Source organism: Agrobacterium sp. P15N1-A (genome assembly GCF_044626815.1).
Classification (GTDB): domain Bacteria; phylum Pseudomonadota; class Alphaproteobacteria; order Rhizobiales; family Rhizobiaceae; genus Agrobacterium; species Agrobacterium leguminum.
In genome coordinates this window covers 198,428-213,766 of the sequence record NZ_JBIUPF010000007.1, presented here as the reverse complement: position 1 = coordinate 213,766, position 15,339 = coordinate 198,428, and the positions used below count along the sequence as shown (strand labels likewise).

7 protein-coding genes are annotated in these 15,339 nt (G+C 59.9%); 4 read left to right on the top strand and 3 right to left on the bottom strand.

Annotated features, from left to right (window positions below):
* A complete protein-coding gene (locus ACIK7D_RS22120) occupies positions 1-1,104 on the bottom strand; it encodes an NAD(P)/FAD-dependent oxidoreductase (protein WP_400157361.1) in 1,104 nt (367 codons plus the stop codon).
* A gap of 229 nt (positions 1,105-1,333) precedes the next feature.
* Here ACIK7D_RS22120 and ACIK7D_RS22115 point away from each other — a divergent pair, with 229 nt between their 5' ends.
* Complete coding sequence (locus ACIK7D_RS22115; protein WP_003505150.1) at positions 1,334-1,477, top strand: hypothetical protein; 144 nt, start codon at positions 1,334-1,336, stop codon at positions 1,475-1,477.
* 76 nt (positions 1,478-1,553) lie between these two features.
* Here the strand turns inward: ACIK7D_RS22115 and ACIK7D_RS22110 are convergent, their stop codons facing one another.
* Entirely contained in the window at positions 1,554-2,732 is a 1,179-nt protein-coding gene (locus ACIK7D_RS22110) for a M20 aminoacylase family protein (RefSeq protein WP_175422044.1), read from the bottom strand.
* 575 nt (positions 2,733-3,307) lie between these two features.
* Here ACIK7D_RS22110 and ACIK7D_RS22105 point away from each other — a divergent pair.
* Together ACIK7D_RS22105 and ACIK7D_RS22100 are read left to right on the top strand one after the other, a co-directional pair.
* Complete coding sequence (locus tag ACIK7D_RS22105; RefSeq protein ID WP_400157360.1) at positions 3,308-11,803, top strand: GH36-type glycosyl hydrolase domain-containing protein; 8,496 nt, start codon at positions 3,308-3,310, stop codon at positions 11,801-11,803.
* 289 nt (positions 11,804-12,092) lie between these two features.
* Positions 12,093-12,338, top strand: coding sequence for a hypothetical protein (locus ACIK7D_RS22100; protein ID WP_269314090.1), 246 nt, complete (start codon positions 12,093-12,095; stop codon positions 12,336-12,338).
* A gap of 94 nt (positions 12,339-12,432) precedes the next feature.
* On the opposite strand, the gene ACIK7D_RS22095 is transcribed toward ACIK7D_RS22100, so the two are convergent.
* Positions 12,433-14,199 (bottom strand): glucan ABC transporter ATP-binding protein/ permease, encoded by a 1,767-nt coding sequence (locus tag ACIK7D_RS22095; RefSeq protein WP_080815558.1) that lies wholly within the window; start codon positions 14,197-14,199, stop codon positions 12,433-12,435.
* Positions 14,200-14,538: 339 nt separating this feature from the next.
* Here ACIK7D_RS22095 and ACIK7D_RS22090 point away from each other — a divergent pair, with 339 nt between their 5' ends.
* Positions 14,539-15,276: an autoinducer binding domain-containing protein gene (locus ACIK7D_RS22090; RefSeq protein WP_400157359.1), complete on the top strand. Its 738-nt coding sequence runs from the start codon at positions 14,539-14,541 to the stop codon at positions 15,274-15,276.
* Positions 15,277-15,339 lie beyond the last annotated feature (63 nt).

The following is a 15,339-nucleotide window of genomic DNA, read 5'->3' as shown; positions in this document are numbered from 1 at the left end:
TCAGGCCTCGAGCCGTGCCGCGACCTCATCGGCAATCGCCAGCGAGGCGGTGAGGCCGGGGCTTTCTATGCCGAAAAGATTGACGAGGCCGGCAACGCCGTGTGTTTCCGGCCCATCGATGCGGAAGTCCATGGCCGGTTCGTCCGGGCCGGAAATCTTCGGCCGGATACCGGAATAAGTCGGGATCAGCGCGTCATCGGGAAGGCCCGGCCAATAGCGCCGTATCGCATCGCCAAAACCCTCCATGCGTCGGGGATCGACGGCATAGTCGATGGTGTCCACCCACTCCACATCCGGTCCGAAACGGGCCTGGCCGGCGAGATCGAGGGTGAGATGCACCCCGAGGCCATGGGTGTGCGGCGCGGGGTAGATCAGCCGTGAAAAGGGCGACTTGCCGGCCAGAGAAAAATAACTGCCCTTGGCGAAACGCGCCTGCGGGATCCCATCCTCCGGCAATCCTTCGATCTTTCTCGCCACCATGGGTGCTACAAGCCCGGCGGCGTTGATGAGCAGCCGGCATGTCAGGCTGGTGGGCTCCGCTCCCCCGACATGAACGCGGAAACCATTGCCCATCGCCTCCGCCTTTTCGAAGGGTGCTTTCAGGGCAAGGGCCGCGCCATGATCCTGCGCGTCTCCAAGCAGCGCCAGCATATAGCCGTGGCTATCGATGATACCGGTCGAGGGCGATATCAGGGCTGCGACGCAGGCGAGCGCGGGTTCGAGCAGGCGCGCCTGTCGCGCATCGATCAGCTCAAGGTCGTTGCAACTGTTAGCTCTGCCTTTTTCGCGCAGGGTGGCGAGCATGGCGACCTCTTCATCGCTCGTGGCGACGATGAGCTTGCCGCAGCGGCGATGTGAAACGCCGTGGCTTTGACAGAAGGCATAGAGCCGCTCCTTGCCCTCCACGCAAAGTAGGGCCTTGAGGCTTCCGGCCGGATAATAGAGCCCTGCGTGGATGACTTCGCTGTTGCGGGAGGAGGTGGCAGAGCCGAATTCCTTCCCGCTTTCGAGGATGATGACGGAGAGACCACGCATCGCCAGTTCACGCGCTGTCGCGAGCCCTATCACCCCGGCTCCGATGATGATGGCGTCGATATCCGTCATGGTCTTTTCCGTGCCCGCCACTGGTTTTGAACGGAAATGCCCTCCACCGCGTTGATCCTGCGCAATGGGTAGATTGATGCTTGCCGGTGGGCAAGTTGCAATCGGTATTTTTCCCGATGCGCCACTCTTATGGAATTTTATCTCTACTGAAACAGTGGGGAATAAAGCTATTCTATAAGTGAAATAAGCAATGCCCGCTTTGAAGGGCCGAGCAGGAAGGGAGTGTACAATGTCTTATTCCAAGGCAGGAAAAGTAAAAGACTTTGTCTCGCAGCCCCAGTCGCCGCGCAACTGGAAAGATTCGGTTCATGCGGCTCTTGTCGGCGTCTGTGTGGCTTTTGTCGCCGCCGTCATCTTCGGTCTCGTTCCCTGATCCTCCCGATTTTCTCATCAGGTAATTTGAGAACAAAAGGCCGGTCGCTCCTCCGACCGGCCTTTTTCATGCCCATTCACGCCTTCAGGTAATCTTCCGCCAGATCGACCCAGAATGCGGTTCCGATTGGCAGGATATCGTCGTTGAAATCGAATTTCGGATGGTGCAGCGGCGGGTCGTTATCGGTGCGCGCGGTGCCGAGGAAGAAATAACAGCCGGGCCGTTTCTCCAGCATATAGGCGAAGTCTTCCGCACCCATCGATGGGCGCTGCATCTCGGCCACCTTTTCAGGTCCGGCAAAACGCCGGGCGAGATTGGCGACATAATCCGTTTCCGCCTTGTGGTTGACGGTTGCATTGTAACCGCGCTCGTAATCGATGGTGACGCTCATGCCGTAGCTGGCCGCCTGGCCTTCGGCTATTGCCCGGATGCGCTTTTCCAGCTCGTCGCGCACGCCCGGATCGAAGGAGCGGATGGTCAGCAGCATTTCCGCCGTTTCGGGAATGACGTTGCTGGCAGCACCGGCATGGAACGCGCCAACCGTGACGACCGCCGACAATTGCGGATGGATGTTGCGGGACACCACCGTTTGCAGCGCCATGATGATGCTTGCGCCGGCAACGATGGGGTCGGCCGCATCCTGCGGTTCGGCGCCGTGGCCGCCATATCCGTTGACCGTGATCTTGCACTCGTCGACGGCGGCAAGGATCGGCCCGTCGCGCAGCACGAATTGCCCGAAGGGCACACCGGGATCGTTATGCAGGGCAAAAACAGCATCGCAGGGAAAACGTTCGAACAGCCCGTCCTCGATCATGATGCGGGCGCCGCCGAAATTCTCTTCCGCCGGCTGGAAGATAAGATGCAGGATTCCGTCGAAATTTTTGCGCTCCGCAATGATCTTCGCCGCACCAAGCAGCATGGCGGTGTGGCCGTCATGGCCGCAGGCATGCATCACGCCCTGATTGGCGCTCGCATAGTCCGCCCCCGTCTCTTCGTGGATCGGCAGGGCGTCGATATCGGCGCGAATTCCGAGCGTGCGGGTGCTGTCGCCATTGCGAAGTGTGGCGACGACCCCGGTTCCGGCCAGCCCCCGCGTGACCTCATAGCCCATTGCCGCCAACTGTTCGGCGATAAAATCCGATGTCTTGAACTCCGAAAGGCCGATTTCGGGGTTGCGGTGCAGATGGCGGCGAATGGCCACCACATCCGGCATATGGTTGGCAAAGGATGCGAGGTTTGCGGTCTGTCTGGTCATTTTTAAAGTCCCGGGTTCGGCCGTTTTTTCCGGCGCCTTTTGCAAATGACATAGCAGCATATGCAGCCATGCGTAAGGGGCGTAGCCTGCCCGGAAATGCCCCGAAATTCAGCGCTTGCATCGTGCCGCGACAGGTGGCATGGAACTATTGACGTCCTGAGGCATTAGCTTCTTTCGGATGTAGCGCGGGCTTCTCGGTTCGTGTTGCCCTTCAGGTTGTCAACGGGGGATTATCGGACGTTGCGCGAACAATTTTCGCCATCGGGGAGGGTGCGTAATCCGGTCGGAACGGCATTGCCGGGCCGAACGACGCCATTTTCTTCCCCTCATCGAAAACGCCCTGTGCGCGCCGATCTCCAGCTTCGCAGATATTCCGGAATAATGACGCTGCAGCATGACGCGCCTGCGAATATTCCGCACTTGACGATCCGTTCCATGCAGCGTCCGGTCCGGTTCACCGAAGGTTCAGGATAAGTCATAAATATAGCGTGGCCCGATTTTCGTGCGTGTTCCCGCCACGGACGAAATGCCGGTCAAGTCGAACAAGTTTCCATAAAGTTCAGAATACGAGCCCGATGTCATTTCATATTACCCCGACCGCTGCCGCCCGTGATTCCGAGACGAAGCAGATCGATCACAACGATTCGATCCGCGCGTCCTATATGACGGTGGAGGAACTGCATGATGCGGGCGCCGCGCTTTCGCGCGATGGCGCCGACAGTCTTCCCGGCTTCATGGAGTTCGATTTCTTCGAGCGTCATCGTGAGAACGAGAAGGAAATCCTCAGGGTCTATCGCACCACGGCCGTCGATGCGGAAAATGGCGCGACGATAACGCCCGCGGCGGAATGGCTGCTCGACAACCACTACGTCATCGAAGAGGCGATCCAGGAAGTCCGTCGCGATTTTCCGCGCAAGTTCTATCGCCAGCTGCCGACGATGACGGTGGGCGGCGTAACGATCCCGCGGGTCATGGCGCTCGGCTGGCTTTATGTCGCCCATACCCACAGCACGGTTTCGCGCGAAAACATGACGGCGCTGGTGGATGGCTACCAGACGTCGAAGACGCTGCAGATCGGCGAATTGTGGGCTTTGCCGTCGATCATCCGTTTTGTCCTCATCGAAAATCTCCGCCGTATCTCCATCCGTGTGGAGCGTTCGCGCCGCATGCGCCAGAAGGCAAATGAGGTCGTCGATGAAATCATCCGTCTGAACGATGCGGAAGCCTCGGCAGCGCTTCTCAAGCAGGTCGATTCGCTGGTCGACGACCCAACTTTTGCGACGCAGTTCCTTTATCGTCTGAGGAACGGTTCGCAGACCTCCGGTTTTGCCGTTGCCTGGCTCGAAGAGCGTCTTCACGCTGCCGGCACCGATGCCGAAAACGTCATGATGTCGGAGCATAACCGCCTGGCATCCGGCAATGTGACGATGGGCAACATCGTCAAGAGCCTGCGCGAGATTGACGATACTGAATGGTCGGTGTGGTTCGAGGAAGTCAGCCATATCGACAAGGTTCTGCGCGAAGAGACCGACTACGAGGTTCTCGATTTCGGTTCGCGCAACACCTATCGCAATACGATCGAACTTCTGGCGCGCCGTTCTCCCAAGACCGAAGTCGAGGTTGCGCGCGCCGCTGTCGAAATGGCGCGTTCGGAGACGCCGGCCGGTGCGGATGAAACCCATCGCGTCAATGTCGGCTCCGTGCTTGTCGGCCAGCGCCGCTTCGAGCTTGAAAAGGCTTTGGGTTACCGGCCGCTGGTGTCGCAGCGTATCGTGCGCTCGATGCGCAAGTTCAACTGGCTGGCAATCGCCGCGCCGGTGCTGCTGATCACTGCGCTCGCCATGCTCGCTGTCGGCTGGTTCCTGGCGCAGGCCGGCATGCCCTGGTATGTCGTGACCGCCTTCCTGCTGATGTTTGCATTGCCGGCCTCCGAAGGCGCGACCGGCCTCTTCAACACCCTCGTCACCTTCTTCGTGAAACCGTTCCGGCTGGTCGGATACGAGTTCAAGAACGGCATTCCGCAGGATGCCCGCACATTGGTCGCCGTGCCCTGCATGTTGACCAGCCGCGACAGCGTCGACGAAATGATGCGCAATATCGAGGTGCATTATCTCGCCAATCCGCATGGCGAGATTTACTTCTCGCTGGTGAGCGACTGGCGCGATGCGCAGTATGAACAGTCTGACGACGACCTCGAGATTCTCGATTATGCCAAGCGCGAGCTTGCGGCGCTGAACAGCCGTTATGCCTTTGACGGCAAGACGCGCTTTTACCTGCTGCACCGCCGCCGCATCTACAATTCGGCCGAAGGCTGCTGGATGGGCTGGGAGCGCAAGCGCGGCAAGCTGCATGAGCTGAACATGCTGCTGCGCGGCGACAAGGACACGACCTTCCTCGGCGGTGCGAACGTCGTGCCGGAGGGCGTGAAATACGTCATGACGCTGGATGCCGATACGCGCCTGATGCGCGATGCGGTGACCAAGCTCGTGGGCAAGATGCACCACCCGATCAACCGTCCGGTGATCGATCCGGTATCCGGACGGGTTGTCGAAGGCTACGGCCTGCTGCAGCCGCGCGTAACACCTTCGCTGACGACCGGCAAGGATGCCTCCGTCTTCCAGCGGGTCTTCTCGATCAACCGCGGTATCGATCCTTACGTCTTTACCGTTTCCGACGTCTATCAGGACCTGACCTCCGAAGGCACATTCACCGGCAAGGGTCTTTACGATGTGGATGCCTTCGAGGCGGCGCTGAAGGGACGTATCGAAGAAAACTCCATCCTCAGCCACGATCTTCTCGAAGGCTCCTTTGCGCGTTGCGCGCTGGTGACTGATGTGGAACTGGTGGAAGACTTCCCGACCCGCTATGAAGTGGAAGTGTCGCGCCAGCATCGCTGGGCGCGTGGCGACTGGCAGCTTCTGCCCTTTATCCTTGATCGTGCCCGTGGCGTTACCGCCATCGGTCGCTGGAAGATGGTCGACAATCTGCGCCGCTCGCTGACGCCGATCGCCTGGTTCTTCGCCTCGATCCTCGGCTGGTATTTCATGGATCCGCTCGGTGCGCTGATCTGGCAGATCCTGCTGATCTTCTCGCTCTTCGTCGCGCCCACGCTTTCCCTGCTGTCCGGCCTCGTGCCGCGCTCCACCGATATCGTGCCGCAGGCGCATTTCCATACCATCTGGTCGGAAATCCGCGCCACCAATGCACAGGTTGCGCTGCGCATCGTCTTCATCGCCGATGCCGCCTGCATGATGACGGATGCGATTGCCCGTTCGCTCTACCGCCTGCTCGTCAGCCACAAGCTGATGCTGGAATGGCGTACCGCCGCCAGCATGCAATCGAGCGCGCAGGGCAGCATCGTCGATTATTATCGCCAGATGTGGCATGCGCCCGTGGTGGCGATGCTCGGCCTGCTGTTTGCGGCGCTGCCGGGCGATAACGCCTTCCTGATCGGCATTCCCTTCACGCTGCTTTGGGTTCTGTCGCCTGCCGTTGCCTGGTATGTCAGCCAGTCGGCTGAAACCGAAGACCGGCTGTTCGTTTCGGAACACGTTTCCTTCGAGCTTCGCAAGATTGCGCGCCGCACCTGGCGTTATTACGAGGCCTTTGTCACGCCGCAGGAAAACCACCTGCCGCCGGACAATTTCCAGGAAACGCCGGAGCCGATCGTCGCCTCGCGTACTTCGCCCACCAATATCGGCGTCTATCTGCTGTCCATCATTTCGGCACGCCAGTTCGGCTGGATCAGCTTTGCCGATACGTTGGAGCGGATCGAGAATACGATCCAGACCGTCGAGAAGATGGAGAAACATCGCGGCCATCTCTACAACTGGTATCACACTGACACCTTGCAGACGCTTGGACCGCGCTATGTTTCGGCCGTGGACAGCGGCAATCTCGCCGGTCACCTGATTGCGGTTTCGTCCGCCTGCCGCGATTGGGCGGAAGCCCCTTCCGCCCATCTTCAGGGCAATCTCGACGGTATCGGCGACGTTGCCGGTATCCTGCGCGAAACGCTGAAGGCGCTGCCCGACAACCGCAAGAACCTGCGCCCGCTGCATCGCCGTCTTGAAGAGCGCATCATCGGCTTCTCGAACGCGCTCGCCTCCGTCAAGCGCGAGCATGAATTTGCGTCGATCCGCGTCATCAATCTGGCGGTGCTCGCACGCGACATCCAGAAACTTGCTACCAATGTCGACCACGAAGTGAAATCGGCGCAGAGCGCGGAAGTGACGCGCTGGGCGCAATTGCTGGTGGAATGCTGCGAGTCGCATATTTCCGACAGCGCCATCGACCTCACCAATATGGAGCCGCTGCGCCAGCGCCTTGCCTCGCTGCGCGACCGTAGCCGCAACCTTGCCTTCTCGATGGACTTCACGTTCCTCTACCGCAAGGATCGCCGTCTTCTGTCGATTGGCTATCGCGTCGAAAGCAAGGAGCTGGATGAGGCCTGCTACGACCTTCTGGCTTCCGAATGCCGTCTGACCAGCCTGTTTGCCATTGCCAAGGGCGATCTGCCGACCGAGCACTGGTATCGTCTCGGCCGTCAGGTCGTGCCGATCGGTGCGCAGGGCGCGTTGGTGTCGTGGTCGGGTTCGATGTTCGAATATCTGATGCCGCCGCTTGTCATGCAGGAGCGTCAGGGTGGCATTCTCAACCAGACCAACAATCTGATCGTCAAGGAACAGATGAACCATGGCCGTCGTCTCGGCACGCCATGGGGCATTTCCGAAGCGGCGTTCAACGCCCGCGATCACAACATGAATTACCAGTACACCAACTTCGGTGTGCCGACCCTTGGCCTCAAGCGTGGCCTTGGCCAGAATGCGGTGATCGCGCCCTACGCGTCTATTCTCGCCAGCCAGTACGATCCTGATGGCGCGCTTGAGAACCTCGACAAGCTGCGCAAGCTTGGCGCTCTCGGCCAGTACGGTTTCCATGACGCGGTGGATTTCACGCCGACACGGGTGCCGGATGGCAAAGTCTGCGCAGTGGTCTACAACTATTATGCCCACCATCACGGTATGTCGATTGCGGCTGTCGCCAACGTCGCCTTTGATGGCGTGCTGCGCGAACTGTTCCACTCCGATCCGGTGATCGAGGCGGCTGAGCTGCTGCTGCAGGAAAAGGCACCGCGCGAAGTTCCGGTCATGAGCGCCAAATACGAGCCGGAAACACCCGGCAAGGAACAGGCAGACCTGTTGCGTGCAGAAGTGCGCTCCATCGCCGATCCGGCGGTGCGCGACCGCGAAGTGGTGTTCCTCTCGAACGGCCATTATTCGACGATGCTCACCTCCACGGGTGCAGGCTATTCGAAGTGGAACGGTCAGGCGATTTCCCGCTGGAAGGCCGATCCGACAGAGGATCGCTGGGGCACCTTCATCTTCCTGCGCGACACCACCAATGGACAATGGTGGAGTGCGACGGCGGAGCCGCGCGTCATCGAAGGTGAAAAGACCAAGACGATCTTCACCGACGACAAGGCCGAGTTCCACAAGACAACAGGCGATCTGCAGAGCGTCGTTGAATGCATCGTCGCCACCGAGCATGATGCCGAAGGCCGCCGTATCACGCTGCTGAACGTCGGTTCCGAGGATCGCTATATTGAAGTGACCTCCTATATGGAGCCGGTCATCGCGTCTGAAGATGATGACAATGCCCACCCGCTGTTCTCGCGCATGTTCGTGCAGACGGAAATTGGCCGGCGTGGCGATGTTATCCGTGCCTGGCGCAACCGTCGCAGCCCGAACGAACCCGGCACCGTCATCGCGCACCTTGCCGCTGACAATGCCGGCCCGTCGCGCCCGACGGAATTCGAGACGGATCGCGCCAAGTTCATTGGTCGCGGTCGATCGCTGCGCGAAGCCGCTGCCTTTGATATGGGAGCGACGCTTTCCAGCACGGATGGTTTCACGCTCGATCCTATCCTGTCGCTGCGCCGCACGGTGCGCGTGCCGGCGGGCAAGAAGGTGAGCGTGATCTTCTGGACGATTGCCGCGCCGAGCCGCGAGGAAGTCGATAAGGCAATAGACCGTTATCGTCATCCGGACGCCTTCGCGCATGAACTGGTGCATGCCTGGACGCGTACGCAGGTGCAGATGCGCCATGTGGGCGTTACCTCGCAGCAGGCGGCCGCCTTCCAGCATCTCGGCCGTTATCTGACCTATCCGGACATGCATCTGCGTGCGGATTCGGAAACGCTGAAAACGGGCCTTGCCTCGCAGCGCGCCTTGTGGCCGCTTGCGATTTCGGGTGATTTCCCGATCTTCAGCCTGCGCATCAACGACGATATGGACATGGATATCGCCCGTGAGGCGCTGAGCGCCCATGAATATCTGCGTTCACGCGGTGTGATCTTCGATCTCGTCATCGTCAACGAACGGGCTGCCTCCTATGCGCAGGACATGCAGCATGCGCTCGATCATATTTCCGAGGCGCAGCGCCGCATCAATCCTGCCGATGGCGGTCGTCCGCACGTCTTCTCGGTGCGCCGCGACCTGATGGATGAAGAGACCTGGAGCGCGCTTCTCGCCGCTTCCCGCGTCGTTCTCCACGTGCGCAATGGCAAGATCGTCGATCAGATCAACCGCGCTGTATCGCTGTTTGCCGCCCATCGTGGTCCAGACGGTACGAGTGACGCTGCGCAGGCCCGTTTGCCTGTGCCGACCTTCCCCATCGCGGAGCCGGTCGAGGATGCGGGCGATCTCGATTTCTGGAACGGTTTTGGCGGCTTCGCCAAGGGCGGCCAGGAATATGTCGTGCGCCTCAATGGCGGGCAGTCGACGCCGCATCCGTGGATCAACGTTGTCTCGAATGAGAGTTTCGGTTTCCACATTTCGGCCGAAGGCGCCGGTTTCAGCTGGAGCCGCAACTCGCGCGACTATCAGCTGACGCCATGGAGCAACGATCCGGTCATCAACCGGCCGGGTGAGGCTTTCTATGTCGCCGATGTGGAGACAGGAAAGCTCTATACGCCGTGTGCCGCGCTGTCGCGTGATCCCGAAGCCATGTTTGAAACCCGTCATGGCCTCGGATATTCCGTGCTGACCGGTGTAGCGGATACGCTCGAAGTCGAGCTGACGCAGACCGTGGACCGTGAAAAACCGGTCAAGCTCTCGCAGGTCATCGTTCGCAACAAGGGTTCGAAAAGCCGCCGGCTGAAGGTTTATGCCTATGTGGAATGGGTGCTCGGCAATAACGGCCAGAAATCCGCGCCGTTCATTCTGAGCAGGCACGATGCCGGTAACAATGCGATCTTCGCGTCGAACCCCTACAGCATCGACTATAGCGCCCGCACCGCTTTCCTGACGCTCGACAGCGAGGCGAGCGGCTTCACCACCAGCCGTCGGGAATTCATCGGCCGCTTCGGGTCGGCGCAGGCGCCGCAGGGCATCGTGTCCGGGGCCGCACTCAGCGGCAGCACGGAGGTCGACGGCGATCCCTGTGCTGCGCTGATGCAGGAAATCCACCTGAAGCCCGGTGAAGAACGGCACATGACCTTCATTCTCGGCGATGCCGACAATGCGGAAGAGGCCGAAGCGCTGGTGAAGGACGTTCGCAAGGCGGACTTCCAGACGGTGCTGGATGAGAGCAAGGCGTTCTGGACGGGCTTTACCGGTCAGTTGCAGGTTTCCACGCCCGATTCCGGCTTCAACCACATGGTCAACAACTGGCTGCCCTATCAGGCGCTGGCATGCCGCATTCTGGCGCGTACCGCCTTCTACCAGTCGAGCGGCGCCTTCGGTTTCCGCGACCAGCTTCAGGATACGCTGGCCTTCCTGCTCTACCAGCCGGATCTCGCCCGCAAGCAGATTCTGCGCGCGGCCGGTCGTCAGTTCCCGGAAGGCGATGTGCAGCACTGGTGGCTGCCGCTGACGGGCGCCGGTGTTCGCACCACCATTTCGGACGATGTGGTCTGGCTCGCTTATGCGATCAACCAATATGTCTCGGCCACGGGTGATGTCGCCATCCTCGATGAAAGCATCCCCTTCCTGAAGGGCGCGGCGTTGATGCCCGGCCAGCATGACGCCTTCTTCCAGCCGGAAACCAGCGACAGATCCGCCACGCTTTACGAGCATGCGGCGCTGGCGCTCGATCTTGCCATTCATCGCACCGGCGAAAATGGTCTGCCGCTGATCCTCGGCGGCGACTGGAACGACGGCATGAACCGTGTCGGTATCGGCGGCAAGGGCACCAGCGTCTGGCTCGGCTGGTTCCTGTCCGGAGCGTTGCGCGATTTCATCGAGATTGCGGAAAAGCGTGGCGATACCGACCGTGTCGGCAAATGGGCGGCGCACCGGGAAAAGCTGCGCAATGCGCTGGAAACAGCGGGTTGGGATGGCAGCTATTACCGGCGTGGTTATTTCGACGACGGCACGCCGCTCGGTTCCGCCGAAAGCGAGGAATGCCGGATCGATTCGCTCGGCCAGAGCTGGAGCGTTCTCTCCGGCGAAGGTGAGGAAGGCCGTTCGCGGCAGGCAATGGATGCCGTCATGGAGCATCTGGTCGATGAAAAGACCGGCATTATCCGACTGTTCACGCCGCCCTTCTCGCGTGCGCCGCATGACCCGGGTTACATCAAGGGATATCCGCCGGGTGTACGCGAAAACGGCGGACAATATACCCATGCGGCGACCTGGGTGGTTCTCGCCCTTGCGAAGCAGGGTAGGGCGCAGGAGGCATGGAACTGCTTCAAGCTGCTCAACCCCGTCAATCATGCGCTCGATGCGGCAGCGTCGGAAACCTATCGGGTCGAACCCTATGTGGTGACTGCGGATGTCTACGGTGAAGGCGCTTATGCGGGCCGTGGCGGCTGGAGCTGGTACACGGGTTCCGCCGGCTGGCTCTACCGCGCCGCCGTCGAGGGTATTCTCGGCATCACCCGCACCGACGGCAAGCTGCATATTTCGCCGTCGCTGCCGGAGGACTGGAGCGGCTTCTCGGTGAAGATCACGCTAGACGGTAAGGCCAGGGATATCGTCGTAAGCCGCAAGGCCGACACGGCGGAAGTCTCCGTTTCCGTCGATGGTAAGGCCCTGTCGGCAGATGACCGGGTGATCCCCTTCGACTGAGACGATCAGGTCTCCCTTCGCTCTTAAACTCAGGCTCCCGTGGTAACGCGGGGGCCTGAATTTTTATGAGACTACCCTGGCCTCCGACTCAGTCTATGGGTCGGATCATGGCACGGAAGCCCGGGCCTCCTTCGCAGCATCGGCTGGAAGGTCCTGCCGCACCGAGATAGGGTCATATTGGCGAAGGTTGTGATGGCGCGGTGCCGGATCGTCCGGTGCGGACTGTCTCGTCAATCTTTTCGAGAAAAGCAGTAGTCGCGAATAGTCGGTCGATCGGAAGGGAGTTATCTTGCAATTCAGCGCATCTTTCACAGAGCTTGCATTGTTGGCGTTGCTCGCCATTCTTTCACTGGCGTTGTCCTGCTGGTTGGCGCGCTACCCCCGGAAAACGAGTGTCGGAATAATGCTTGGCGTATTGCTTGGAGTTTTCCTGACCAATCTCGCAGCAGGTATTGTCGCCTTTCTGGGAAATCTCCTCCCCTTCGGGCAGATCGATTTCTGGCTGGCGAGTTCCTTGACCGGAATTCTCCGATAGGTGACCTGTGATCTGGCGGGCCGTCGGGAAGCGCACAAAGAAAAAGGGCGGACAACACGCTGTCCGCCCTGTCTTCATTCCGTCAGCCAAGCCTTCAGGAGGCAATGGCCTTGGGCCGTGGCTGCTGGTTTTCGTCTTCCGTCAGCAGGCCGCTGGTGCGCAGCAGCGAGGTAAAGCGTCCGCCGCGCTGGCTCAGCTCATCGAAGGTGCCCTTTTCGATGATCCGGCCCTGATCAAGGAAGAGGACAAGATCGGCATCGCGGACCGTGGAAAGGCGGTGGGCGATGATGAAGGTCGTACGGTTCTTTCTCAGTGCGTCGACAGCGGCCTTCACCCGGGCTTCCGTTTCCACGTCCAGCGCACTGGTCGCTTCGTCGAGAACCAGAATGGGAGCGTTCTTCAGGATGGCGCGTGCAATGGCGATGCGCTGACGCTCGCCGCCGGACAGGCGGTTGCCGCGTTCACCCACCTGGGTCAGGTAGCCGTTGATGCGACTATCGATGAAATCCGTCGCCGCTGCGGCTGCCGCTGCTTCCACCACTTCCGCATCGGTGGCCGATTCACGGCCGAGGCGGATGTTTTCGCGAATGGAGCGGTTCAGCAGGCCGGCATCCTGAAACACGGTGGCGATGGAGTTGCGGAGCGAATTTTTCGTCACCGTCGAAATATCGGTCCCATCGATCAGGATCTGGCCGGAATCGGGATCGTAGACCCGCTGCAGGAGATTGATGAGCGTGGTCTTGCCGGCCCCTGTCGGTCCGACGATCGCGACTGTCTCGCCGGCCCTGGCCGTGAACGAAACGTCGTGAACGCCCTGCTTGGTGTTGGCGAAACCGAAATTGATGTTGCGGAACTCCACCGTGCCGGAGACATTCGACAATTCGCGCGCATCGCCCGGTTCTTCCCGTTCCTTGACGGAATCTTCCAGCACGAAGAAATCCTCGAGCTTGGCGCGGGCTTCGAAAATCTGCGTCACGAATTGGCGCATCTGGTCCAGACGGCCGATCAGGAGATTGGCGAAACCGATGAAGGCGATGACATCGCCAACGCGCAACTCGCCGTTCTTCACCAGCACGGTACCGATGACGAGGATGATCATCATCGATACGGTGGAGGCCGTGCGGTTAAGAGCACTGGCGAAGGCCCACCAGTCGAGCACCGGATATTGCGCGCTCAGCAGTTTTTCGGTGAAAGATTTCAGCGCTTTCGTTTCGGCCTCGATGCGGTTGTAGCTGTGCAGCACCGACACGTTGCTGATGGAATCGCTGACATGGGCAAAAACGCTGTGATAGTGTTCTTCAACCGAAGCCTGACCGTCCTTGGTGCGGCCCATCACCCACTTGCCGATGAACCAGTAGACGATGCCGAGGCCGATCAGCACGAAGCTGAGGCGCAGGTCCATGGACATGGCGGTCGGCACAAGCAGCACCAGTGCGACGAAGGTGGCCAGATGCGTGCGCATGAATTCGAGCCAGAGGCCGAACAGCGTTTCGCTGGCGCGCAGCAGCGTGTGCAGGGCATTGGATGTGCCGCGCTGATGGTGCCAGGAAAGCGGCATCGAGATGATGCGCCCGAAGGCTTCCGTCAGCAGCGAAGCGCGCCGGCCATGGGCCAGACGGTCTGCCTCGCGGGCGACGGCCACATAAGCGACGGTGTTAAAGACACCGAAACCCGCCCAAAGAATGAGAATCGGCGTGACGTTGGTGCCGGAAGAGATGGCGTCGATGATCCGGCCGAACAGCACCGGTTCGGCGATGGTGATCGCTGCAAGAATGACGTTGGCGATGACGACCACCGTCACCCGCCATTTATGTACGGTCAGATAGCGCAGAGCGCGTGTGTAAACCTGAAACAAGGTCAAATTTTCAATCCAGTCCGAGCGTCTTTTTCGAGCGGTTGTTTGTTCGGCCTCAAGGCAAGTTATTTTAGCAAGGTTGCATGAGACGGCGAAATTTGTGTAATTATCGCTCTTTCTGTCTGAATGGCGGCTTAACAGATTGACCGCGCGTGCGAACCGAAAAAAACCAAACCCGATGTTTCCCCGGGCCTGCCGTCACAAGATTTCGCATCTTCGTTTCAGGGATTGCTAACGACGATATGTTCAATCTCAACCGACCGGCGCCCGAGTAACATGACGTCATCGCGGGACCACGTCCTTCGTGTCATTCCCTTCAAGCCAAGCTCCGGACCACGTGTCTTTATGCATGATATTCTTCACTTCATCTCTGCGTGTTACCAGGCGGGAAGCGCCGACCGCGTTCGTTCCGAATTTGCAACGCTCATTCGCGAATACGGTTTCGAATATTTTCTCGTCAGCAGGCGGATGACCGGGGAGCTCGCCTCCACCGGACACATCCTTGCGCAACATCTGCCCGAAGGCTGGCTGGAGGTCTACAGGGCCAAGAAATACAATCTCGTCGATCCTGTCCGCAAGGTGATCGGCATGGTGCACAAGCCGTTTCAGTGGAAGGAAGCGCTGGAGGGCCTGCCGCGTGCGATGCATCGCAAAAGGGCGAGCGTCTTTTTCCACGATGCCCGCCGGTACGGTCTGCAGGGCGGTTATGCCTTTCCCGTTCACGGCCGTGCGGGCTTCATCGGTGCGGTCTTCATTGGCGGCCAGGATCGGCAATTGCCCTCTTTGCAGGTGGAACTGCTCGATGCGGCCACGCGTGCCGTGTTCTGGCGCCTGCTCGATCTTTCCGGGCAGGCCCATGGCTTCAGCAATGCCCCTGACGTTTCCGCTCTCGAGCTTACGAGGCGAGAAATGGAGGTGCTGACGCTGATGGCGGACGGTATGACTTCCACCGAAATTGGACGCCAACTATCGATCTCCAACCACACGGTGGACTGGTATATCAACGGAATTCAGCGCCGTTTCAGCGCCAAGAACCGGCAGCATACCGTAGCACTTGCTTTTCGTCATGGTTTGCTGAGCTAGCGCAAACAGGACAATTCTCGCCGGAATTGCCCTTTCCAAGACCGGGTTTTGCTGCTTAATTCC

Coding starts and splice junctions, on each gene's coding strand:
- ACIK7D_RS22110 (WP_175422044.1), bottom strand. CDS start 2,732: ATGACCAGACAGACCGCAAACCTCGCATCCTTTGCCAACCATATGCCG.
- ACIK7D_RS22090 (WP_400157359.1), top strand. CDS start 14,539: ATGCATGATATTCTTCACTTCATCTCTGCGTGTTACCAGGCGGGAAGC.
- ACIK7D_RS22120 (WP_400157361.1), bottom strand. CDS start 1,104: ATGACGGATATCGACGCCATCATCATCGGAGCCGGGGTGATAGGGCTC.
- ACIK7D_RS22115 (WP_003505150.1), top strand. CDS start 1,334: ATGTCTTATTCCAAGGCAGGAAAAGTAAAAGACTTTGTCTCGCAGCCC.
- ACIK7D_RS22105 (WP_400157360.1), top strand. CDS start 3,308: ATGTCATTTCATATTACCCCGACCGCTGCCGCCCGTGATTCCGAGACG.